The 21,143-nt window shown below is 64.2% G+C and carries 23 protein-coding genes; 11 read left to right on the top strand and 12 right to left on the bottom strand.

The window, feature by feature from the left end; translation table 11 throughout:
• Positions 1-3: 3 nt before the first annotated feature.
• Entirely contained in the window at positions 4-624 is a 621-nt protein-coding gene (gene imuA, locus ACOKS3_RS12970; protein WP_103447082.1) for a translesion DNA synthesis-associated protein ImuA, read from the bottom strand.
• Positions 624-1,232: a transcriptional repressor LexA gene (lexA, locus tag ACOKS3_RS12965; protein WP_103448238.1), complete on the bottom strand. Its 609-nt coding sequence runs from the start codon at positions 1,230-1,232 to the stop codon at positions 624-626. The genes imuA and lexA overlap by 1 nt, the downstream gene beginning before the upstream one ends.
• Positions 1,233-1,336: 104 nt before the next feature.
• On the opposite strand from lexA, the gene ACOKS3_RS12960 reads away from it, so the two are divergent.
• The 3 genes from ACOKS3_RS12960 to ACOKS3_RS12950 all read left to right on the top strand — a co-directional run bounded on the left by ACOKS3_RS12960 (position 1,337) and on the right by ACOKS3_RS12950 (position 4,811).
• Positions 1,337-1,996 carry an HAD family hydrolase gene (locus ACOKS3_RS12960; RefSeq protein WP_422763150.1) on the top strand — a complete coding sequence of 220 codons (660 nt, stop codon included), beginning with the start codon at positions 1,337-1,339 and terminating at the stop codon, positions 1,994-1,996.
• A 386-nt stretch (positions 1,997-2,382) separates the two neighbouring features.
• On the top strand, positions 2,383-3,111 hold the full coding sequence (locus tag ACOKS3_RS12955; protein ID WP_422763149.1) for a DUF899 domain-containing protein: 729 nt from the start codon (positions 2,383-2,385) through the stop codon (positions 3,109-3,111).
• Between the two features lie 101 nt (positions 3,112-3,212).
• Positions 3,213-4,811, top strand: coding sequence for a GGDEF domain-containing protein (locus ACOKS3_RS12950; RefSeq protein WP_422763148.1), 1,599 nt, complete (start codon positions 3,213-3,215; stop codon positions 4,809-4,811).
• On the opposite strand, the gene ureG is transcribed toward ACOKS3_RS12950, so the two are convergent.
• From ureG to ACOKS3_RS12910, 8 genes are read right to left on the bottom strand one after another with little or no spacing between them, the layout of a single operon-like run.
• Positions 4,774-5,397, bottom strand: a complete 624-nt coding sequence (gene ureG / locus ACOKS3_RS12945; protein WP_027916761.1) for an urease accessory protein UreG — start codon at positions 5,395-5,397, stop codon at positions 4,774-4,776. The two genes, ACOKS3_RS12950 and ureG, sit on opposite strands and share 38 nt — an antisense overlap.
• 11 nt (positions 5,398-5,408) lie before the next feature.
• Positions 5,409-6,083 (bottom strand): urease accessory protein UreF, encoded by a 675-nt coding sequence (locus tag ACOKS3_RS12940; protein WP_422763147.1) that lies wholly within the window; start codon positions 6,081-6,083, stop codon positions 5,409-5,411.
• Positions 6,083-6,628 (bottom strand): HupE/UreJ family protein, encoded by a 546-nt coding sequence (locus tag ACOKS3_RS12935; protein WP_422763146.1) that lies wholly within the window; start codon positions 6,626-6,628, stop codon positions 6,083-6,085. The genes ACOKS3_RS12940 and ACOKS3_RS12935 overlap by 1 nt, the downstream gene beginning before the upstream one ends.
• Positions 6,629-6,651: 23 nt before the next feature.
• Positions 6,652-7,137 carry an urease accessory protein UreE gene (gene ureE / locus ACOKS3_RS12930; RefSeq protein ID WP_103447076.1) on the bottom strand — a complete coding sequence of 162 codons (486 nt, stop codon included), beginning with the start codon at positions 7,135-7,137 and terminating at the stop codon, positions 6,652-6,654.
• Between the two features lie 10 nt (positions 7,138-7,147).
• Positions 7,148-8,851 carry an urease subunit alpha gene (gene ureC, locus ACOKS3_RS12925; RefSeq protein ID WP_103447075.1) on the bottom strand — a complete coding sequence of 568 codons (1,704 nt, stop codon included), beginning with the start codon at positions 8,849-8,851 and terminating at the stop codon, positions 7,148-7,150.
• Positions 8,848-9,165, bottom strand: a complete 318-nt coding sequence (locus tag ACOKS3_RS12920) for an urease subunit beta (RefSeq protein WP_103447074.1) — start codon at positions 9,163-9,165, stop codon at positions 8,848-8,850. The genes ureC and ACOKS3_RS12920 overlap by 4 nt, the downstream gene beginning before the upstream one ends.
• A 19-nt stretch (positions 9,166-9,184) precedes the next feature.
• Positions 9,185-9,487, bottom strand: coding sequence for an urease subunit gamma (locus ACOKS3_RS12915; RefSeq protein ID WP_027916767.1), 303 nt, complete (start codon positions 9,485-9,487; stop codon positions 9,185-9,187).
• Positions 9,488-9,496: 9 nt separating this feature from the next.
• A complete protein-coding gene (locus tag ACOKS3_RS12910; protein WP_103447073.1) occupies positions 9,497-10,330 on the bottom strand; it encodes an urease accessory protein UreD in 834 nt (277 codons plus the stop codon).
• A 271-nt stretch (positions 10,331-10,601) separates the two neighbouring features.
• Here ACOKS3_RS12910 and ACOKS3_RS12905 point away from each other — a divergent pair, with 271 nt between their 5' ends.
• The 6 genes from ACOKS3_RS12905 (at position 10,602) to ACOKS3_RS12880 (ending at position 16,471) form a co-directional block, all read left to right on the top strand.
• Complete coding sequence (locus ACOKS3_RS12905; RefSeq protein WP_422763145.1) at positions 10,602-10,979, top strand: glyoxalase superfamily protein; 378 nt, start codon at positions 10,602-10,604, stop codon at positions 10,977-10,979.
• Complete coding sequence (locus ACOKS3_RS12900) at positions 10,976-11,329, top strand: hypothetical protein (protein WP_103447071.1); 354 nt, start codon at positions 10,976-10,978, stop codon at positions 11,327-11,329. Before ACOKS3_RS12905 ends, ACOKS3_RS12900 begins: the two co-directional genes overlap by 4 nt.
• 163 nt (positions 11,330-11,492) lie before the next feature.
• Positions 11,493-13,097, top strand: a complete 1,605-nt coding sequence (locus tag ACOKS3_RS12895; protein WP_103447070.1) for an ABC-F family ATP-binding cassette domain-containing protein — start codon at positions 11,493-11,495, stop codon at positions 13,095-13,097.
• A 158-nt stretch (positions 13,098-13,255) separates the two neighbouring features.
• Positions 13,256-14,275, top strand: coding sequence for a branched-chain amino acid aminotransferase (locus ACOKS3_RS12890; protein ID WP_012272061.1), 1,020 nt, complete (start codon positions 13,256-13,258; stop codon positions 14,273-14,275).
• 146 nt (positions 14,276-14,421) lie between these two features.
• Positions 14,422-15,102, top strand: a complete 681-nt coding sequence (locus ACOKS3_RS12885) for a response regulator transcription factor (protein WP_103447069.1) — start codon at positions 14,422-14,424, stop codon at positions 15,100-15,102.
• Positions 15,080-16,471 carry a sensor histidine kinase gene (locus ACOKS3_RS12880; protein ID WP_103447068.1) on the top strand — a complete coding sequence of 464 codons (1,392 nt, stop codon included), beginning with the start codon at positions 15,080-15,082 and terminating at the stop codon, positions 16,469-16,471. The genes ACOKS3_RS12885 and ACOKS3_RS12880 overlap by 23 nt, the downstream gene beginning before the upstream one ends.
• Positions 16,472-16,505: 34 nt before the next feature.
• On the opposite strand, the gene cysS is transcribed toward ACOKS3_RS12880, so the two are convergent.
• A complete protein-coding gene (gene cysS, locus ACOKS3_RS12875) occupies positions 16,506-17,888 on the bottom strand; it encodes a cysteine--tRNA ligase (protein ID WP_103447067.1) in 1,383 nt (460 codons plus the stop codon).
• 9 nt (positions 17,889-17,897) lie between these two features.
• Positions 17,898-19,601, bottom strand: coding sequence for a glutamine--tRNA ligase/YqeY domain fusion protein (locus ACOKS3_RS12870; RefSeq protein ID WP_060507419.1), 1,704 nt, complete (start codon positions 19,599-19,601; stop codon positions 17,898-17,900).
• A gap of 248 nt (positions 19,602-19,849) precedes the next feature.
• Between ACOKS3_RS12870 and ACOKS3_RS12865 the strand changes: the two genes are divergently transcribed.
• Complete coding sequence (locus tag ACOKS3_RS12865; RefSeq protein ID WP_103447066.1) at positions 19,850-20,353, top strand: peptidylprolyl isomerase; 504 nt, start codon at positions 19,850-19,852, stop codon at positions 20,351-20,353.
• Complete coding sequence (gene lpxH, locus ACOKS3_RS12860) at positions 20,350-21,072, top strand: UDP-2,3-diacylglucosamine diphosphatase (protein WP_422763144.1); 723 nt, start codon at positions 20,350-20,352, stop codon at positions 21,070-21,072. The genes ACOKS3_RS12865 and lpxH overlap by 4 nt, the downstream gene beginning before the upstream one ends.
• The last annotated feature ends 71 nt before the right edge of the window (positions 21,073-21,143 follow it).

Genomic DNA, 21,143 nt, shown 5'->3' with positions numbered 1-21,143 from the left:
GCATCAGCCCCGCCCTGGGCAGGCGATTGGCATGGCCGGTGGCATGCCGCCACGGCACTTGAGGACGCGCCATTGCGCCGGGCGTGTATCCACGGCAATACGCAGCGCAGCGGGCGACGGGTTGTGTGCAGCCTGTTGCGGCCGACAGGCGAAGGCCAGTGCCTGCCCTGTCTCGGCGGCCACTTGCAGGCGACGCAGGGCGCGGTCATCGGCACGCTCCGGCCAGCACAGCACCGCTGCGCAGCTGCCGGAACGCAAGCACTGTTCAGCCGCCCACAGGGCATCGGCCTGCCCGGCATCGACCTGCACCAGCCAGCGCAGGTCCACGCCAGCGGCCTGCCAGGCCGGTGCATAGGGAATGAACGGCGGCGCCACCAGCACCACCCGCCCGCCTTCAACGGTCAGGCGTGACAGGGATGGCCAGAGCAGTTGCAACTCGCCACAGCCGGGGCTGGCCAACAGCAACTCGCTGAGAGCTGCGGCCGGCCAGCCGCCATCCGGCAGGCGCTGGTCGAGCATGGCATGGCCAGTGGGCTGCAACCCGGCCGGGCGCACCTGGCCCTGTCGTCCACGCCAGACCTGACGCTGGTCGAGCAGCCGATCGAGGTCGACCACCGCGCCCATCAGTCGCGCCTCAACAGGCCACAGAACACGCCTTCGATGAAGAACTCGCGCTCAGGCCCCACGTCGATCGGCGCATACGCCGGGTTGCGCGGCAACAACCGGTAACCGCCGGGCTGGCGCTGCAGGCGCTTGATGGTGACTTCGCCGTCCAGGCGCGCGACCACGATCTGGCCATCACCTGCCTCGCCCTGCTGGCGGATGCCGACTAGGTCACCGTCGAAGATGCCATCGTCGATCATCGAATCACCGCGCACCTTGAGCAGGTAGTCCGGTGTGCGACGGAACAGGCTGGGGTCGAGCAGCAATTGCTCGTGAATGCCCAGGTCCGGGCCGATCGGCGCACCGGCGGCCACCTGCCCCAGCACGGGAATTTCAAGGATTTCCGGCCGGCGCAGGGGCTCGGCCAGGCGAATGCCCCGCGCCTGATTGGGCGTGACGTCGATGTAGCCGGCCTGGCACAACGCGGTGATGTGCTTGCGCGCGACGCTGCGCGAGGCGAAGCCAAAGCGGCTGGCGATATCGGCCAGGCTTGGCGGCTGACCGTGGTCGGCAATGCGCTCGCGAATGTAGCCGAGGATTGCACGGCGTTTTGGGGTGAGTTTGTCCATGGAGTACATTTGTACTCTTTTCGGCGTACGCTGAACAGCCCCCTTTGTCGTCAGGTTTGGTTATCATCCCCGGGCTTTTGTTTTTTTGAATACCTGGATACCTGATGCTGACTGCCCTGCTGTTCGATCTCGATGGAACCTTGACCGACACCGACACCCTGCACTTGCAGGCCTTCCGTCAACTGCTGCATGACCATGACGGCCGCGAGCTGACACAGGAAAAATTCGATGCCCAGATCAGCGGCCGGGCCAATGGCGAACTGTTTGCCGAATTGTTTCCGCTTGCCGACACAATCGAGCGCCAAGCGCTGGCCGACCGCAAGGAAGCGCTTTTCCGTGTACTGTCACCTGTGCTGCAACCCATGCCTGGCCTGCTGCGCCTGATGGACCATGCGCGAGCCTGGGACATCGGCATGTGCGTGGTGACCAATGCGCCGCGGCTGAATGCAGAGCACATGCTCACGGCCATGGGGCTTGGCGAGCGCTTCGAACATGTGCTGGTGGCCGAAGAGCTGGAGCGGGCGAAGCCTGATCCGCTGCCCTATCTGACCGGCTTGCAGCGCCTGGAAGCTGTTGCGGGCGAGGCGCTGGCCTTCGAGGATTCGTTGCCGGGGGTGACTGCGGCGAGCGGGGCCGGGATCTTTACCGTGGGCGTTGCCACTACTCAGACACCGGAACGGCTGCTGGCGGCCGGGGCGAAACTGGTGGTGAAGGATTTCAATGATCCACAGCTGTGGGAGTTGATCGAGACCATGCACGGCTGAGGCAGCAATGTGTTCGCCGTGATTTTTTGATCAAGGCGGCAACCGAGCGCCGCCCGCGCGGCGCATCGCGAGCTACGCTCGCTCCTACGCTTGTTTCGGGCCAATTATTCCTGCGCGATTTGCGCGCGAACGCTTGGGCGCATGACGCGATATCGCGTCGTAGCAACAAGGCGGTCGCGCGCCGCTACCACAAGCGTTACTGGCCCGAAACAAGCGTAGGAGCGAGCGTAGCTCGCGATGCGCCGCGCGGGCGGCGCTCGATCTCGCAGGCGCCACAACCCTCCCGCCCTACACCCGCAGACCACTCGTCGGCCCTGCTCCAAGCCTGTCGATCCACCCCTCTTCGAATCGACCACTCACTGAATCCCCTCACGGAGTCAGCCCCAATGAGCACCCCCGATCCTAAACACCCGATCGCCTCGCGCGAGCAATGGCTGGCCGCCCGCCGTCAGCTGTGGCTGCACGAAAAAGCCTTCACCCACCAGCGCGATGAACTGGCCGTTGCCCGTCGTGCCCTGCCCTTGGTCAAGGTCGAGCAGCCCTACCGTTTCCAAGGCCCGGACGGCGAACTGAGCCTGGCCGACCTGTTTGCCGGGCGCAGCCAGCTGCTGGTCTATCACTTCATGTTTGCCGAGGGCTGGAGCGAAGGCTGCCCAGGCTGCTCGTTCCTTGCCGATCATTTCGATGGCGCCAACCTGCACCTGGCCCATCACGACGTCTCGCTGGTCGCCGTGTCGCGCGCGCCCTGCGCTGAATTCCAGGCTTTCCGCCAGCGCATGGGCTGGCGGTTCCCCTGGTATTCATCGAATGGCAGCGGATTCAACGAGGACTTCGGCGTCAGCGTCGGCACCGAGGGCCAACGCCAGTACAACTACGAGCCGTACACCGGCAACGAGGCCGAACTACCGGGCCTGAGTGCCTTCTACAAAGACCCGGATGGCACGCTCTACCATACCTACTCCACCTACGCCCGTGGCCTGGACATCCTGGTCAACACCTACAACTTCCTCGATATCGCGCCACTGGGGCGCAACGAAGCCGGGACCATGGATTGGGTACGGCACCACGATCGCTACGAGGGCCAGCCCGGCAAACCCCATTGCTGCCATGAGTGATCCGTCGCCGACGTGCCACTTGCAGCACAATGGCACGTGGGCAGCAGCCGGGCAAAAACCGGCCATACTTGAGCCCGTCGCCCTTGCCGGACAGGCCCGCCATGCCCAAGCGCTTACCCATGCTCGACCTGCGAACCCTGGTAGTCGGCATCGTCGTGCTGGCTTGCCTGGCCACCTTGTGCAACACCTTGTATGTCGCCTACCGGGTGCAACTGGCCACCCTGGTGCAGTTCTCCCTGCAAGCCAACCAGGCCTACGCCAGCAAGGTGGCCTCGAGCATCACCGAGTTCCTGCGCTCGGCCCGCAACCACCTGACCTACAGCGCCTGGCAGCTTGCCGCCGGTCTGGATGACCCGGCGTTACTGCAAGCCGAAGCCAGGCGCCTGCAAACCCAGGACGAGGACTTCAATTCGATCGTCATCGTCAATGCCCAAGGGCAAGTGCTGGTGGCGTACCCGGACATTCGCCAGATCGCCAGCCACCGCCAGCGTGCGTCGGAGATCCAGCAGGCCGTCGATGCCCGCAGGCCCCAGGTCAGCCCTGCCTATACCTCACGGGGTGGCGACCTGGTGGTGTTCATCTCCGAGCCGATCTTCGCCAAGGACGGCCGCTACCTGGGCATCGTCGGTGGCTCGGTGTTTCTCAAGAAAGAAAGCGAACTGCATACGGTGATCGGCCAGCACTACCAACATGACGGCACCTTTGCCTTTGTTGCCGACGCCAACGAACGCCTGCTCTACCACCCCAACCATGAACGCATCGGCGCCCTGGCCACCGGCAGCCCGACCATCGAGGCGGCGCTGCGCGGCGAAACCGGTAACCTGGATACGCCCAACTACATCGGCATCCCCATGCTCGCCGGTTTCGCCCCGGTACCTGGCGCGCACTGGGCCGTGGTCGCCCAGCAACCGCGCGCGCTGGCCCTGGCCCCCTTGCATGAGCTAATGCGCAAGGTGCTGCTGTACATTCTGCCGGCCAGCCTGATCGGCTTTGCGCTGATGCTGTGGACGACCTACCGGCTGATCAAGCCACTGCGCCAGCTGGCATACGGCGCCACGCACCTTTCAGCCAATGAGACCGCCGATGAACTGCGCGCCATCGCCGCCTGGTACGTGGAGGCCGCCGCCATTCGCCGCGCCCTGCTCACCGCCGAGCGCCTGATGCAGGAGAAATTCGGCAAGCTGCGCCAGGAAGCCCAGAGCGATGCGCTCACCGGCCTGGCAAATCGGCGGGCGCTGCAATTGGCACTGGCCGCCTTGATGGAAAGCCAGCAGGCATTCGCCGTGCTGGCCCTGGACATCGACTTCTTCAAACGGGTCAACGACACCTACGGGCATGACGCAGGCGATGACGTGCTAAAGCACCTGGCTGAAGTGCTGCAGCAGAACTCCCGCCTGCATGACCTGCCCTGCCGGGTCGGCGGCGAGGAGTTCACCATGCTGCTGCCGGACACCACCCTGGCCGATGCCCGGCGTATTGCCGAGCGCATCCGTGAGGCGGTCGAGCAGGCTGACACGCCCCACTGCGGCACCCTCACCCTGTCGGTCGGCGTGGCCTGCCGCCAGCCCGACACCGAGCTGGCCGAGACCGTGCTCAAGCAGGCAGACGAGATGCTGTACAAGGCCAAGCAGAATGGCCGCAACCGCGTCGAGATGCTGGACTTCAGCCCCTCACCCCCAGCATCCCCCGCTCCACGATGAAGTCGATCACCGCCTGCAAGCCTTCGCCCTTCTTCAGGTTGCTGAAGGTCCAGGGCCGCTGCGGGCGCATGCGCTGGGTATCACGCTCCATGACCTCCAGCGAGGCGCCGACGTATGGCGCCAGGTCGGTCTTGTTGATCACCAGGAAGTCCGACTTGGTGATGCCGGGCCCACCCTTGCGTGGGATCTTCTCGCCCTCGGCCACGTCGATGACGTAGATGGTCAGGTCGGCCAGCTCCGGGCTGAAGGTAGCGCTGAGGTTGTCGCCACCGCTTTCGACAAAGATCACTTCAAGGTTGCCAAACTTGCGCGCCAGCGCTTCGACGGCGGCCAGGTTCATCGAGGCATCCTCGCGGATGGCGGTGTGCGGGCAGCCACCGGTTTCGACACCGACGATACGCTCTGGCTCCAGCGCACCGGCTTCGGTCAGGATGCGCTGGTCTTCCTTGGTGTAGATGTCATTGGTTACCACGGCGATCTGGTAGTGATCGCGCATGGCCTTGCACAGGCATTCGAGCAGTGCGGTCTTGCCAGAGCCGACCGGGCCGCCGACACCGACGCGCAGGGGTTGCTGATAGCTTTGCATGGAGGCAGTCCTCAGGAACGGAACAAACGGGTGTATTGGGTTTCGTGACGCGAAGAAGCAATTGCCAGCAGCGGCAGGCCACCGCCGAGCTGGTCGTCGGCCAATGCCAGTGCCTGGTCCAGCACGCCGGGCAGTTCGGCGCCAAGGTCGCGCAGCAGGGTCTGCGCCGCCTGTTGGCCGAACGGCACCAGCTTGACCCCCGCCATCACCGCACCCTCAAGCCAGGCGAAGGCATGGCCGAGAGCGAGTTGACGCAGCGGGATGTGCCAGTGCGCGGCGAGCCAGGCCATGCCGCCGAGCTGGCTGAGTTCGAGGCTGGTGCGCCAGGCCGGGTCCTGGCCCAGCTGCCAGCCATCGAGCAGGCGCGCCAGGGCCGAGCCGCGCTGCTGTTCTTCCAGGCGCAGCTCGGCGGTTTCGCGGTTGGCCAGCAGAAAGTGGCTCCAGTGGCTGAACGCTTGTGCGTCGCCCGCCTCGCAGGCGCGGTACAGGCGCGCCAGCACCGGCCAGTCCAGGCAGGCCAGGGTGTCGTGCATCTGCTCGCGCTGCCAGGCGCTGAAGCCGGCAGTACCCTGCACCCAACCCGCCTCGACGGCCCACTCCAAACCTTGCGAGTAAGTGAAACCACCCACCGGCAGGCCGGGGCTGGCCAGCTGCAGCAGGCGCAGCAGTGCCAGGTCGCTGTTCATCAACCGGCCAGTACCAGTGCGGCGCCGGCCAGCATGCCGCCACCGAAGGCCTTCTGCAGGCCGCTGTGGCGGCGCAGCAGGCAGCCAACGCCAAAGCCGACGGCCAGCAGCAGGCCACTGACGGTGACGAAGCCAGCGCTGAACATCCAGAAGGCGCTCGGCGTGGCTTCCACACCGTGGGCCCAGCCATGGAACAGTGCGAACACCGGCATGGCCGCGGCCAACAGCAGCTGACGGCTTGGCAGCAGCACCGCAGTGGCCGCCACCAGCACGGACACGGCGATCAGGGTTTCCATGCCCAGCACATCGCCGAACAGGTGGCCGCACACGGCGCCGGCGAACATCGAGGCCAGGGTGGCCAGCGGCAGGGTCAGGTTGCGTCGGGTCAGTGCGGCCAGCACACCGGTACCCAGCAGCATCAGCAGGTGGTCGAGGCCGGTCAGCGGGTGCAGCAGGCCATCCTGCAACGGATTGCCGTCGTGACCAGGGTGGGCAAAGGCCGGCAGTGCGACCATCAGCAGGGCAACGGCGAAAATCTTTTTCATGGTGGGCTCCTTTGATGAAGGGTTCAGGAATGGGCTGGCAGGCGCACGAACGGATGGTCGTGGCCATGGCTGTGGCTGTGTGGCGCGCTCTGGTAGGCACCGGCTTCCGGCTCGAACGGTGCTTGCTCGGCTTCCACCGTCAGGCCCAGGCCGCGCAGCATGTCGTCGAGGACATGGTCATGCTGATAGCGCAGCAAGCCCGGATCGATTTGCAGGGGGACGTGGCGGTTGCCCAGGTGATAGGCGGCGCGGGCCAGCAAGTGCGGGTCGGCACAACGCACGGTCGATACCGCTTCAGCTGCAGCCAGCACGCGAATCACCTGGCCTGCCGAGGCATCGGCGAGCAGTTCGCCGCCGCGCAGCAGGTGGCCACGTTCGAGCATCAGCCCGGCTTCGCGGCCATCGTCCAGGGTCACGCGCAGGCGGCTTTTGATACGGCTGTCGACGTCCAGGGTCACGGTACCGGTGACGGTCTCGGATGCCTCGATCCGGCGGGTCAGGACAATCATCTTCACTCCTTCAGAACAGGAAATAGCGCTGGGCCAGCGGCAGCTCGCTGGCGGGCTCGCAGACCAGCAACTCGCCGTCGGCGCGTACCTGGTAGGTCTGCGAATCGACTTCGATCACGGGCTGCAAGGTGTTGTGAACCATGTCGGCCTTGCGCACCCGACGGCAGCCGTGGGCGACACCGATCAGGCTCTGCAGGCCCAACTCCTGATGCAGGCCGCGGTCCATTGCGGCCTGGGGCAGGAAGGTCATGCGCGTGGCGTGGCGGGCAGCCCCCATGGCGCCGAACATGGGCCGGTAGTGCACCGGCTGCGGGGTCGGGATCGAACCGTTGATGTCGCCCATCGGCGCAGTGGCGATCATCCCGCCCTTGATCACCAGGGCCGGCTTGACCGCGAAGAACGCCGGCGACCACAGCACCAGGTCGGCCAGCTTGCCGGCCTCGACCGAACCGACTTCATGGGCGATGCCGTGGGTCAGCGCCGGGTTGATCGTGTACTTGGCGATGTAGCGCTTGACCCGGAAGTTATCGCTGTAGCTCGTGTCCGGCGTCAGCGGACCACGGCGCAGCTTCATCTGGTGGGCGACCTGCCAGGTGCGCAGCACCACTTCGCCGACTCGGCCCATGGCCTGGGAATCGGACGAGGTCATGGCGAAGGCGCCCATGTCGTGGAGGATGTCTTCGGCGGCGATGGTCTCGCGGCGGATGCGCGACTCGGCAAAGGCCACGTCCTCGGCAATGCTCGGGTCTAGGTGGTGGCAGACCATGAGCATGTCCAGGTGCTCATCGACGGTGTTGACCGTGTAAGGCAGGGTCGGGTTGGTCGAGGACGGCAGCACATTGGCCTGCCCCGCCGCACGGATGATATCTGGCGCGTGGCCGCCGCCGGCACCTTCGGTATGGAAGGTGTGAATGGTGCGGTCGCCGATGGCGGCCAGGGTGTCTTCGATGCAGCCCGACTCGTTCAAGGTGTCGGTGTGGATCGCCACCTGGATATCCATTTCTTCGGCCACGCCCAGACAGCAGTCGATGGCAGCCGGGGTCGAGCCCCAGTCCTCGTGCAGCTTGAGGCCCACCGCGCCTGCGGCGATCTGCTCGCGCAGCGCTTCGGGGCGCGAGGCGTTGCCCTTGCCCAGCAGGCCGATGTTGATCGGCAGGCAGTCGGCAGCCTGGAGCATGCGCGCCAGGTACCAGGGCCCCGGGGTGCAGGTGGTGGCATTGGTGCCGGTGGCCGGGCCGGTGCCGCCGCCAATGAAGGTGGTGACACCGCTGGTCAGCGCTTCTTCCACCTGCTGCGGGCAGATGAAGTGGATGTGCGAATCGATACCGCCAGCGGTGACGATCTTGCCCTCGGCGGCGATCACTTCGGTGCCCGGGCCGACCGGCACGTTCACGCCCGGTTGCACATCGGGGTTACCGGCCTTGCCGATGACGGCAATGCGCCCGTGCTTGACGCCGATATCGGCCTTGACGATGCCCCAGTGGTCGATGATCAGGGCATTGGTCAGCACCAGGTCCATGGCCTCGGCCGCGAGCATCTGCCCTTGGCCCATGCCGTCGCGAATAACCTTGCCGCCACCGAACTTGACCTCTTCACCGTAGATTGTGAAGTCCTTCTCCACCTCCACCCATAGCGCAGTGTCAGCCAGGCGCACGCGGTCGCCGACGGTGGGGCCGAACATGTCGGCGTAGGCCCGACGAGAAATCCGGCTCATGCCCTGCCCTCCAGCGGGCCATTCACCTTGCCCTGGAAGCCGTACACTTCACGCTTGCCGGCATAGGCCACCAGCTGCACGGTGCGCGACTGGCCAGGCTCGAAGCGCACAGCAGTACCGGCTGGGATATCGAGGCGAAAGCCACGGGTTGGCTCACGCTCGAACACCAGCGCAGCGTTGACCTCGTAGAAGTGGTAGTGCGAACCGACCTGCACCGGCCGGTCACCATGGTTGGCCACGCTGACGCTGACCGTGTCACGGCCGACGTTGAGTTCGATGTCGCCGGCGGCGACCTGAATTTCACCTGGGATCATGCTGGGCTCCTGCTCCAGGTCAGACGATAGGGTCGTGCACGGTCACCAGCTTGGTGCCGTCGGGGAAGGTCGCCTCGACCTGCACGTCATGCAGCATCTCGGCGACGCCTTCCATGACTTGCTCGCGGCCGATCACTTCGCGGCCCAGGCTCATCAGCTCGGCCACCGTGCGGCCATCGCGGGCACCTTCGAGCACTGCGGCGCTGATCAGCGCGACCGCCTCCGGGTAGTTGAGCTTCAGGCCACGGGCCAGGCGCCGTTCGGCCAGCAGCGCGGCGGTGAACAGCAGCAGTTTGTCTTTCTCTCTCGGGGTCAGCTCCATGGCTCTCTCTCAAGTGGCCCAGATGCGCGGCGGGCATGCAGCCAGGCCGAGAACGGCCGGGCGAAGGGCATGCCAGAGGCGCTGCAGGGTGTGTTGCAGGTGTTGGTTGTCGTGGTCGAGCAGGCGGATCACCAGCAGCGAGCCGAGCAAGGTCGCGCCTGCGGGTGTGTCGAGTTCATCGAGTAGCGCGCGCACCTGCTCCAGCACAGCCGGGGTCGCCGGCGCTGCGCAGAAGGTGGCGACCAGCGGGTGGCCGCCGACCTTGGCCAGTTGCCCACCTGAAATGCGCAGCCGCTCGTGCAAACCGGGATCGCCCGGCAGGTCGATACGTAGGCGGCTATCCAGGGCGCCTTGCTCGAAACGCTCGTTCATCACCGGCCGGCCCAGACACAAGGTTTCCCAGGCCAGCAACTTCGCACCCGGCTCCAGCGTGAAGCGGCTGTCGAGGCTGGCGCGGGCGCCGTTGAAAAAGATGCTGTCCTGAGGCAGCCATTCCAGCGTGCTGCCAGCCTGCAGGTGAAAGCGCTGGGCCAGCCGCGCGGTGGGGCCGATGCTGCGGTAGAACTTGCTGGCCCCGGGCATGGTCAGTAACGCATGGCTGCCGGGTTCGAGGTGGATGTCCAGTTCCAGCCGGTCACCGGCAACGATGCCGCCGGGCGGGTGTAGCACATAAACGTGGCACGGAGCACCCTCCGGGTAGAACGGACGCTGCACCAAAAGCGGGCCAAAGTGACGACGCGCACCAAGGCGGGTCACGCCATTACGCTCGACGAAGCGCAATTGCAGGTGCGCACTCCAGCCTGCGTCCTGTTCCGTGGGTTCGATCTGCTCCGCGAGCGACATCCTGCGGCCCCTTGATATCTGTGGCCTGACGGCCGTTTAGAGGGTCATGTGCATCACCTGTGGGCGATAGCAGGCTGACCACTCGATCAAATTTCGCTGGCTGGATATAGCAGGTTGCGGGCCAACTACGCAGGTGAATGAAGATGAAACCTTCATGGCGATGGCTCTGGCATGGGGCATACGGGGTTGCAACGCACATTGCAGGGGCGGCACTTGGCCCTGTTTCGGTGCTGCGCTAAAGTCTTCGTTTGCCTTCGGCCAAGGAGTCGCCATGTCACTCGCCCCCGCCATCCCGATCCTGCGCATCTTTTCGGTCGACAAGGCCAAGGAGTTCTACCTCGACTTCATGGGCTTCAAACTCGACTGGGAACACCGCTTCAGTCCGGACCTGCCGCTGTACGCGCAGATTCACCGCGACGGCCTGATCCTGCATCTTAGTGAGCACCACGGCGATGCCTGCCCAGGCTCGACCGTGTTCGCCCGCACCGAAGACCTGCTGGCACTGGAGCGCGAACTGCTGGACAAGCAGTACGGCTATGCCCGGCCCCAGGCCGAACGCGTCGATTGGGGCCTGCAGATGCAGATCCGCGACCCGTTCGGCAATCTGTTGCGCTTCTGCCAGCAGATCGATGATGAGGATGCCCAGTGAAAGCCATGAGCAAGCGCGAGCTGGCGCGACTGGAGCGCGAGCTGGTCAGCTGCCTGACCGAAGCCTGCGAAACCGCAAAAGGCGAGATCGTCGGCTTCACCTGGCTGACCCATCAGCTGGACCCGGATGACTACCCGGCCAGCCTGCGCATTACCTGGGTGTTCGAGCGAGAAGCCGATAAAGCAGCGGCGCTGGCAGGTGAGGCCAAGGCGCGCATGCTGGCGTTGACGGCCCAGGCACTCGATGAAGCCGGTATGAAACTGGACCACGTTGCCTGGCATGTACGATTCGACAGTGAAGAAGCCTGCTCGCGCAGCCATGCAGGTGACTGGAGCAGGCGCTTGCGTTGAGCAGTGGCCTGCCGGGCCTTTACCCGCCCTCGCCGCTCGGTTAGGCTTTCACATCCACTTCCAAGAGGTATTCGTCCAATGCGCCATTGATGCCGCCGTCCTTTCGACGGCCAGTCTTCAGCCTCCGGCCCCCGGAGATGTCGCGGCATATGTGGAGTTGTGCATGACGAATACGTCGATTTTGACGCTGGACAGCGTCTGCCTGGCCTTGCCTGATGGCAGGCCCTTGTTTACCGACCTCAACCTGTCGCTCGACCAACGCTGTACCGGCCTGGTCGGGCGTAACGGCGTGGGCAAGAGCCTGCTCGGGCAGATACTGGCCGGCCGGCGCGAGCCCAGCAGTGGCCGCTGCCTGCGCCATGGGCGGGTCCATTACCTCGACCAGCGGGTGATCGAACACAGCCCGCGGCTGGCCGACCTGGCCCAGGTTGCCGGCGTGATCGCCGCGCTGGAGCGCATAGAGCAAGGCGGAGTCGACCCGGACGATTTCGAGGCCGTGGGCGAGCGCTGGAACATTCGCGAGCAGCTGCACCAGCACCTGCAACAGCTGGGCTTGGGGCACCTCGACCACCAGCACCCGATCACCCGCCTCAGTGGCGGCCAGGCCATGCGGGTCGCCCTGCTGGGTGCATGGCTCAGCGAGGCCGACTACCTGATCCTTGATGAACCCAGCAACCACCTGGACCGCGAGGGCCGCGCCGAACTGCTGCGCATGCTTCAGGCCTGGGACAAAGGATTGCTGGTCATCAGCCATGACCGCGAGCTGCTCAGGCACATGACGCGCATCGTCGAACTGTCTGGCCTGGGCCTGCAATCGTTCGGCGGCGATTACGACTTTTATGAACGGCACAAGGCTGAGCAGCGTGAGCAGGCCTTGCAGGCACTCGACCGCGCCAAACAGGAACGCCAGCACCAAGCCCGTGAAATGCAGCGCCAACGCGACCGCTTGGAACGCCACCAGGCACGCGCCAGCCGCCAGGCCAAGCATGCCAACCAGGCGAAAATTCTCGTCGACCGCCAACAGGAGCGCAGCCAGGCCACCGCCGGCAAGCAACGGCGCGACCATCGCACGGCCCTGCAAGGGCTGCAGACGCAGGTGTGCAAGGCGGCTCGCCAAGTCGAGCAGGACAGCCCGATCGTGGTTCACCCGCCAGCACCTCGACGCCATGCGGGAGGGGAAGTGTTGCGACTGAAAGGGGCGCGACTGCCCAGGGGCAGCGCCCAGGCGATTGACCTGCGCCTGTGCCTGGGCCAGCGGATGGCCTTGACCGGCGCCAATGGCAGCGGCAAGTCAACTTTGTTCAAGGTGCTGCTCGGCAATCTGCCGCTCACGGCGGGCGAGCTGTACCAAAACGGCGAAGTGGCGCTGCTCGACCAGCATTGCAGCGCCTTGCCGAGCCGGCACAGCGCACTTGACCACCTGTCAGCGGCCCATCCGGCGCAGGACCAGGCCACCCTGCGCACTCGCCTGGCCCAACTGGGCCTGGATGCTGCTCGCATCGAGCTCCCCAGCGGCCTGCTAAGCGGTGGCGAACGGCTCAAGGCCGCACTGGCAGCAATCCTGTATGGCGAACGACCGGTCGATCTGTTGCTGCTCGATGAGCCTGGCAATCACCTCGATCTGCCTTCGCTGGATGCCCTGGAGCGCATGCTGGATCAGTTCCAAGGGGCTTTGCTGGTCAGCTCCCATGATGCGGTGTTTCTCGAGCGCCTCAAACTTGACGGTTACCTGCATCTCGTTTGCAAGAGCGCCCCTGTGTCGCAATAGGGCTGCAACGTAGCCCTCCTGCCGGGGGGCTTCGCTGCCTTTCGCGACGCAAGGCCGCTGCCACGGTTCCCGATCCGCAAGGTTTGTATTATCGTGGCGTGGTGCGCATATAACAGCAGCCCGAGCGATCGGGCACTTGCAAGACAATCGAGGGTGTCATGAGTAACGAAAGCATTAACTGGGACAAGCTGGGTTTCGACTACATCAAGACCGACAAGCGCTACCTGTCCGTGTGGCGCAATGGTGAGTGGGACAAAGGCACCCTGACCGAAGACAACGTGCTGCACATCAGTGAAGGCTCCACCGCCCTGCACTATGGCCAGCAGTGCTTCGAAGGCCTCAAGGCCTACCGTTGCAAGGACGGCTCGATCAACCTGTTCCGCCCAGACCAGAACGCCGCCCGTATGCAGCGCAGCTGCGCGCGTTTACTGATGCCGCACGTGCCGACCGATGTGTTCATCGAAGCGTGCAAGCAAGTGGTCAAGGCCAATGAGAAGTTCGTCCCACCACACGGCAAAGGCGCCCTGTACCTGCGCCCATTCGTGATCGGTACCGGCGACAACATCGGCGTGCGCACCGCCCCCGAGTTCATTTTCTCGGTCTTCGCCATCCCGGTTGGCTCGTACTTCAAGGGCGGCATGAAGCCGCACAACTTCCAGATTTCCAGCTTCGACCGTGCCGCCCCTCAGGGCACTGGCGCAGCCAAGGTCGGTGGCAACTACGCCGCGAGCCTGCAACCAGGCGCTGAAGCCAAGAAGGCCAACTTCGCCGACGCCATCTACCTCGATCCGCTGACCCACACCAAGATCGAGGAAGTCGGTTCGGCCAACTTCTTCGGTATCACCGCCAACAACGAATTCGTCACCCCGAAATCGGCCTCGGTACTGCCAGGCATCACCCGCCTGTCGCTGATGGAACTGGCGCAATCGCGCCTGGGCCTGACCGTGATCGAAGGTGACGTCGAGATCAACAAGCTCGACCGCTTCATCGAAGCCGGCGCCTGCGGCACCGCCGCGGTGATCACCCCGATCGGTGGCATCGAGTACAACGGCAAGCTGCACGTGTTCCACGACCTGGAAAAAGTCGGCCCGGTCACCCAGAAGCTCTATAACGAGCTGACCGGCATCCAGAGCGGTGACGTCGAAGCACCGGCAGGCTGGATCGTCAAGGTCGCCTGAGCCGCTGCGCCACGCTGATCGACGGGGCATGCCAGACACTGGCATGCCCCGTTTTGTTTTACCCGGCGTAGATGAATTTTTCTTAAATCGCTGTTTGGCTATTCTTTGGCACAATCAAATCTCCAAATAGACGCCCAGGAACGAGCATGCCACGCGTACTGACCATCGAAGACGACGCCGTCACCGGCCAGGAAATCGTCGCCGAACTCTCCAGCCACGGCCTGGAAGTGGATTGGGCCGACAATGGCCGCGAGGGCTTGGCCAAGGCCATTGCCGGCGGTTACGACCTGATCACCGTAGACCGCATGCTGCCCGAGGTCGATGGCCTGACGATCGTCACCACCCTGCGCAACCTGAAGATCGCGACGCCAATCCTGATGATCAGCGCCCTGTCCGACGTCGACGAGCGCGTGCGCGGCCTGCGTGCCGGCGGCGACGACTACCTGACCAAGCCGTTCGCCTCGGACGAGATGGCGGCGCGGGTCGAAGTGCTGCTGCGGCGCAACAGCGTACCCATGACCCAGACCCGCCTGCAGGTCGCCGACCTGCAGCTGGACCTGATCAGCCACGAGGCCCGCCGCGGCGAACACACCCTCAACCTGCTGCCCACCGAGTACAAGCTGCTGGAATACCTGATGCGCCACAGCGGCCAGGTGATCACGCGGATGATGATCTTCGAGGAAGTCTGGGGCTACCATTTCGATCCGGGCACCAACCTGATCGACGTGCACATCGGCCGCCTGCGCAAGAAGATCGACTCCGCCGGCCAGTCGCCGCTGATCCGTACGGTACGGGGCTCGGGTTATGCCATTGCTGAACCCGTCTAAGGGCTGGAGTTCGTCGACCAGTCGCCTGTTGGCGCTGTACAGTTTCCTGTTCGTGGCTTGGAGCAGCATCCTCATGGGGGTGCTGTATTTCGAGGTCTCCAGCTACCTGAACAAGCTCACCCGCCACTCCATGCTGCAGCGCCAGCACCTGTTCGCGCACATGAGTGGCAAGCAGCTGGACGATGCCCTGATCGCCAGCCAGGCGTTCGAAGAGCGCAGTTTCGATGCCTACGGCCTGTTCGACGCCCAGTTCAACCCGGTGGGCGGGCGCATTCGCGCGATTCCCCCTGACCTTGGGCTGGACGGCAAGGTGCATGAGCTCAAGCGCTGCCTGGACGCTGACGACCCGCACATGCCACGTGACAGCTGTGATGCCGTGGCGATCCAAGTGCAGGATGGCCGCTGGCTGGTGCTGTTCCGCGACAATGGCTCGTTGTTCGTGGTCACCCGCATCATTCTGCATGCCTTGTTGTGGGGTATCTCGCTAACCCTGATTCCGGGGTTTGCCGGTTGGTACCTGCTGCGTCGCCGCCCGCTGAAGCGCATTCGTGCGATACAGGCCCAGGCCGAACTGATCGTCGCCGGCGACCTCACCCACCGTTTGCCGTTGTCGGCGCGCCGCGATGAGCTGGATATGCTCGCCGATATCGTCAACGCCATGCTCGACCGCATCGAACGGCTGATGCATGAAGTCAAAGGCGTTTGCGACAACATTGCCCACGACCTGCGCACCCCCCTCACCCGCCTGCGGGCACAGCTGTACCGTATTCGTCAGCAGAGCGCCCACGACTCGCCACAAGCCGAAGCGCTGGACCAGGCGATCGGCGAGACCGACACGCTGATGGCACGCTTCCGTGGCCTGCTGCGTATCAGCGAGCTGGAAGACCGCCAGCGTCGCGCCGGTTTCGTTCAGCTCGATCCGCACGACTTGCTGGTGGAACTGCACGATTTCTATCTGCCGCTGGCCGAAGATGGCGGCATCCGCCTGAATCTTGAACAGCCTGCCCAGTTGCCGGCGCTGCATGGTGATCGCGAGTTGCTGTTCGAAGCACTGGCCAATCTGGTGGGCAATGCCATCAAGTTCACGCCCGAAGAGGGTCGGGTTGCCATCAAGGCGACTCAGGATGAACTGGGTGTGCACATTGCCATCGAAGACAGCGGGCCGGGGATTCCCGAAGAGGAACGGACTGCGGTGTTGAAGCGGTTTTATCGTAGCGACGAAGGCCACCGCCATTCCGGGTTCGGCCTTGGGTTGTCGATCGTTGCGGCGATCGTCGACCTGCACGGGTTCGGGCTGGAGATTGGCGAGAGCGAGCTGGGTGGGGCGAAATTGGTGTTGCACTGCCCCCTGGCCGGTTTGGCCAAATAAAGTTGGGGCCGCTTTGCGGCCCCAATGACACCGATCAGTCAGCCAGGCGCCAGGTGGTGGCACCCTTGCTGTCTTCCAGCACCACGCCCATGGCAGTGATCTGGTCACGGATACGGTCGGATTCCGCCCAGTTCTTGTCCGCACGTGCCTGCAGGCGCGCCTGGATCAAGGCCTCCACCTCAGCCGCATCGACCTTGCCTTCCGCCCCTGCACGCAGGAAGTCGTCGGCCTCCAGCTGCAGCACGCCCAGCACATCACCCAGCTCACGCAGGCGACCGGCCAGGCCAGCCGCTGCGTCGACATCGCTGTCACGCAGGCGGTTGATCTCGCGCACCAGGTCGAACAGCACGGCGCACGCTTCCGGAGTACCGAAGTCGTCGTTCATCGCCACGCTGAAGCGCTCGACGAACGCTTCGCCACCCTTGGCGGCAACCCGCGGCAGGCCGCGCAGTGCATGGTAGAAGCGTTCCAGGGCGCCCTTGGCATCGCGCAGGCTGTCTTCGGAGTAGTTGATGGCGCTGCGGTAGTGGCTGGCCACCAGCAGGTAGCGCACCACCTCCGGGTGGTACTTGTCGAGCACGTCGCGGATGGTGAAGAAGTTGTTCAACGACTTGGACATCTTCTCGCCATTGATACGGATCATGCCGCAGTGCATCCAGCTGTTGGCGTACTGCTTGCCAGTGGCTGCCTCGCTCTGGGCGATCTCGTTCTCGTGGTGCGGGAACTCCAGGTCGCTGCCGCCACCGTGGATGTCGAAACTCTCGCCCAGGCAGCAGGTGGACATCACCGAGCACTCGATGTGCCAGCCCGGGCGGCCAGGGCCCCACGGCGAATCCCAGTAAGGCTCGCCCGGCTTGACGCCCTTCCACAGGACGAAGTCCAGTGGGTCCTGCTTGGCCTCGTCGACCTCGATGCGCGCACCAATGCGCAGGTCTTCGATCTTCTTGCGCGACAGCTTGCCGTAGCCGACGAACTTGCCGACCCGGTAGTACACGTCGCCGTTGCCCGGTGCGTAGGCATAGCCCTTGTCGATCAGGGTCTGGATCATCGCGTGCATGCCGGCGATATGGTCGGTGGCACGCGGTTCCAGGTCCGGCTTGAGGATGTTCAGACGGCGCTCGTCCTCGTGCATCGCGTCGATCATGCGCGCGGTCAGGGCGTCGAACGCCTCGCCGTTTTCGTTGGCGCGGTTGATGATCTTGTCGTCGATGTCGGTGATGTTGCGCACGTAGGTCAGGTCGTAGCCGCTTTTACGCAGCCAGCGGGTCACCAGGTCAAACGCCACCATGCTGCGGCCGTGGCCAAGGTGGCAGTAGTCGTACACGGTCATGCCGCACACGTACATGCGCACCTTGTTGCCATCGAGCGGCTTGAAGGCTTCCTTGGTCTTGCTCAGCGTGTTGTAGATGGTAAGCACGGCGGTTCCTTAGCTGCCCCAGGAGTCACGCAGGGTGACGGTGCGGTTGAACACCGGACGACCCGGCTGGCTGTCCTTGAGGTCGGCGCAGAAGTAGCCTTCGCGCTCGAACTGGAAGCGGTCCTCAGGCTGCGCCTGGCCCAGCGACGGCTCAGCGCGGCAGCCAGTCAGCACTTGCAGCGAATCCGGGTTGATGTTGTCGAGGAAGCTGCCGCCATCTTCGGTCTTCTCCGGATTGGCGGAGCGGAACAGGCGGTCGTACAGGCGTACTTCGCACTCGACGCTGCCTTCAGCGGGCACCCAGTGGATCACGCCTTTGACCTTGCGGCCTTCCGGGTTCTTGCCCAGAGTGTCCGGGTCGTACGAGCAGCGCAGCTCGACGATGTTGCCGTCAGCGTCCTTGATTGCCTCGTCGGCGCGGATCACGTAGCTGCCGCGCAGGCGCACTTCACCGGCTGGCTCCAGGCGCTTGTAGCCCTTCGGCGGCTCTTCCATGAAGTCGTCGCGGTCGATATACAGCTCGCGGGCAAACGGCAGCACGCGCACGCCCATGTCTTCCTTCGGGTGGCGCGGCAGTTCAAGCTGCTCGACCTGGCCTTCCGGATAGTTGGTGATGACCACCTTCAGCGGGCGCAGCACGCACATGGCGCGTGGTGCAGTGCGGTCGAGATCGTCACGGATGCTGAACTCGAGCATCGACATGTCGACCACGCCGTCGGAACGGTTGGTGCCGATCATTTCGCAGAAGTTGCGGATCGACGCCGGGGTGTAGCCACGACGGCGGAAGCCCGACAGGGTCGACATGCGCGGGTCGTCCCAGGCGCTGACGTGTTTTTCATCGACCAGCTGCTTGAGCTTGCGCTTGGAGGTGATGGTGTAGTTAAGGTTCAGGCGGCTGAACTCGTACTGGCGCGGGTGCGCAGGTACCGGCAGGTTGTCGAGGAACCAGTCGTACAGCGGGCGGTGGCCTTCGAACTCGAGGGTGCAGATCGAGTGGGTGATGCCTTCGATGGCGTCGGACTGCCCGTGGGTGAAGTCGTAGTTAGGGTAGATGCACCACTTGTCACCGGTCTGGTGGTGATGGGCATGGCGGATGCGGTACAGGATCGGGTCGCGCAGGTTCATGTTCGGCGAGGCCATGTCGATCTTGGCGCGCAGCACCCGTTCGCCGTCCTTGAACTCGCCGGCCTTCATGCGCGCGAACAGGTCGAGGTTTTCCTCGACGCCGCGCTCGCGGAACGGGCTGTTCTTGCCGGGTTCGGTCAGGCTGCCGCGGTATTCCTTGGCCTGATCAGGGGTCAGGTCGCAGACATAGGCCTTGCCACGCTTGATCAGTTCAACGGCCCAGTCGTGCAGCTGGTCGAAGTAGTTGGAGGCATAGCGCACTTCGCCGGCCCAGTCGAAGCCCAGCCACTTGACGTCGCTCTGGATGGCGTCGATGTATTCCTGGTCTTCCTTGGCCGGGTTGGTGTCGTCGAAGCGCAGGTGGCAGACACCGCCAAATTCTTTGGCCAGACCGAAGTTGACGCAGATCGACTTGGCGTGGCCGATGTGCAGGTAGCCGTTTGGCTCCGGCGGAAAGCGGGTGACGATGCTGCTGTGCTTGCCCGAGTCCAGGTCGGCCTGGATGATCGGCCGCAGGAAGTTCGCAGGAACAGCGGGGGCGCCTTTGGCAGCGGCGTTGGGCGCGTTGTCGGCAGTGGGCTTGCTCATAGGATCCTTGAATGCACGTGTCCGGCCTGGGTAGGCCGATTGAATCAAAGGGCCTATCATAGCCGAAGCAGTCAAGCTGCTGACAGCCGGGCACCGACAAACTGGCGCGTTTTATCGCGATCCGTGCAAAATGATCGCCGTGCAGCATGTGCCATGAACATGTGTCGCGGTTGCCCGATCTTGCGTCAGGTGACTACACGCGCCCTGCGCAACCTATTCCCGTATGCCTTGAAAGAGCGAATTTCAGCATGTCCAAAGTCAAACTGACCACCAACCACGGCGACATCGTCATTGAACTGAACGCTGAAAAAGCCCCGATTACCGTGGCCAACTTCATCGAATACGTCAAAGCCGGCCACTACAGCAACACCGTGTTCCACCGTGTGATCAACAACTTCATGATCCAGGGCGGCGGTTTCGAGCCAGGCATGAATGAAAAACGTGACAAGCGTGCCAGCATTCAGAACGAAGCCGACAACGGCCTGAAGAACAACAAGTACAGCATCGCCATGGCCCGCACCATGGAGCCGCACTCCGCTTCCGCGCAGTTCTTCATCAACGTCGCCGACAACGACTTCCTCAACCACAGCGGCAAGAACGTGCAGGGTTGGGGCTACGCGGTATTCGGCGAAGTGATCGAAGGTCGTGAAGTGGTCGACGCCATCAAGGGCGTTTCCACCGGCTCCAAGTCTGGCCACCAGGACGTGCCGAAGGAAGACGTGATCATCGAGAAAGCCGAGATCATTGAGTGATCCTGCTGATCTCCGATCTGCATTTGCAAGAAGAACGCCCGGACATCACCCGGGCGTTTCTTGATCTGCTCGACGGCCGCGCCCGTCACGCCAAGGCGTTGTACATCCTCGGTGACTTCTTCGAAGCATGGATCGGTGACGATGCCATGACCCCGTTCCAGCAGTCGATCTGCCAGGCCTTGCGCCAGCTCAGCGACAGCGGCACGGCGATCTACCTGATGCATGGCAACCGCGACTTCCTGATAGGCCAGGATTTCTGCAAGGCCGCCGGCTGCACGCTGCTGGCCGACCCGAGCGTGATCGAGCTGGGCGGTGAACAGGTGCTGCTGATGCATGGCGACACCCTGTGCACCCGCGACCTGGCCTACATGAAGATGCGCCGCTACCTGCGCAACCCGGTGAGCCTGTGGATCCTCCGGCATCTGCCGCTGGCCACCCGACAGAAACTGGCGCGCAAGCTGCGCAGCGAAAGCCGTGCGCAGACACGCATGAAGGCTACCGAGATTGTCGACGTCACGCCGGAAGAAGTGCCGAAAGTAATGGCGGAGCACGGCGTGCGCACGCTGGTGCATGGCCACACCCACCGGCCGGCGATTCACAAGCTGGTGGTGGATGGCGAACCGGCGCGGCGCATTGTGCTGGGGGACTGGGACCGAAGGGGCTGGACCCTGCAGGTCGATGGGCAAGGCTTTGCCTTGGAACCGTTCGAGTTCTCCTGAACGTCCAGGCCAACTTCTTCGCGGATAAACCCGCTCCCACATTAAGTACCGCACCAAAGCTACAGGCGGTG

This window comes from Pseudomonas sp. HS6-2 (assembly GCF_049325675.2).
GTDB lineage: Bacteria > Pseudomonadota > Gammaproteobacteria > Pseudomonadales > Pseudomonadaceae > Aquipseudomonas > Aquipseudomonas putida_N.
The sequence above is the reverse complement of the archived record's forward strand: the minus strand, read 5'-3'. Positions and strand labels throughout refer to the sequence as shown.

Bases quoted from the DNA above. Each gene is read 5' to 3' on its own strand.
- ACOKS3_RS12920 (WP_103447074.1), bottom strand. From the start codon at position 9,165: ATGATCCCAGGTGAAATTCAGGTCGCCGCCGGCGACATCGAACTCAAC.
- ACOKS3_RS12895 (WP_103447070.1), top strand. From the start codon at position 11,493: ATGACGAATACGTCGATTTTGACGCTGGACAGCGTCTGCCTGGCCTTG.
- ureC (WP_103447075.1), bottom strand. From the start codon at position 8,851: ATGAGCCGGATTTCTCGTCGGGCCTACGCCGACATGTTCGGCCCCACC.
- ACOKS3_RS12890 (WP_012272061.1), top strand. From the start codon at position 13,256: ATGAGTAACGAAAGCATTAACTGGGACAAGCTGGGTTTCGACTACATC.
- ureE (WP_103447076.1), bottom strand. From the start codon at position 7,137: ATGATTGTCCTGACCCGCCGGATCGAGGCATCCGAGACCGTCACCGGT.
- ACOKS3_RS12910 (WP_103447073.1), bottom strand. From the start codon at position 10,330: ATGTCGCTCGCGGAGCAGATCGAACCCACGGAACAGGACGCAGGCTGG.
- lexA (WP_103448238.1), bottom strand. From the start codon at position 1,232: ATGGACAAACTCACCCCAAAACGCCGTGCAATCCTCGGCTACATTCGC.
- ACOKS3_RS12915 (WP_027916767.1), bottom strand. From the start codon at position 9,487: ATGGAGCTGACCCCGAGAGAGAAAGACAAACTGCTGCTGTTCACCGCC.
- imuA (WP_103447082.1), bottom strand. From the start codon at position 624: ATGGGCGCGGTGGTCGACCTCGATCGGCTGCTCGACCAGCGTCAGGTC.
- ACOKS3_RS12885 (WP_103447069.1), top strand. From the start codon at position 14,422: ATGCCACGCGTACTGACCATCGAAGACGACGCCGTCACCGGCCAGGAA.
- ACOKS3_RS12870 (WP_060507419.1), bottom strand. From the start codon at position 19,601: ATGAGCAAGCCCACTGCCGACAACGCGCCCAACGCCGCTGCCAAAGGC.
- ACOKS3_RS12935 (WP_422763146.1), bottom strand. From the start codon at position 6,628: ATGAAAAAGATTTTCGCCGTTGCCCTGCTGATGGTCGCACTGCCGGCC.
- ACOKS3_RS12905 (WP_422763145.1), top strand. From the start codon at position 10,602: ATGTCACTCGCCCCCGCCATCCCGATCCTGCGCATCTTTTCGGTCGAC.
- ACOKS3_RS12940 (WP_422763147.1), bottom strand. From the start codon at position 6,083: ATGAACAGCGACCTGGCACTGCTGCGCCTGCTGCAGCTGGCCAGCCCC.
- ACOKS3_RS12950 (WP_422763148.1), top strand. From the start codon at position 3,213: ATGCCCAAGCGCTTACCCATGCTCGACCTGCGAACCCTGGTAGTCGGC.
- ureG (WP_027916761.1), bottom strand. From the start codon at position 5,397: ATGCAAAGCTATCAGCAACCCCTGCGCGTCGGTGTCGGCGGCCCGGTC.
- ACOKS3_RS12880 (WP_103447068.1), top strand. From the start codon at position 15,080: ATGCCATTGCTGAACCCGTCTAAGGGCTGGAGTTCGTCGACCAGTCGC.
- ACOKS3_RS12955 (WP_422763149.1), top strand. From the start codon at position 2,383: ATGAGCACCCCCGATCCTAAACACCCGATCGCCTCGCGCGAGCAATGG.
- ACOKS3_RS12865 (WP_103447066.1), top strand. From the start codon at position 19,850: ATGTCCAAAGTCAAACTGACCACCAACCACGGCGACATCGTCATTGAA.
- ACOKS3_RS12960 (WP_422763150.1), top strand. From the start codon at position 1,337: ATGCTGACTGCCCTGCTGTTCGATCTCGATGGAACCTTGACCGACACC.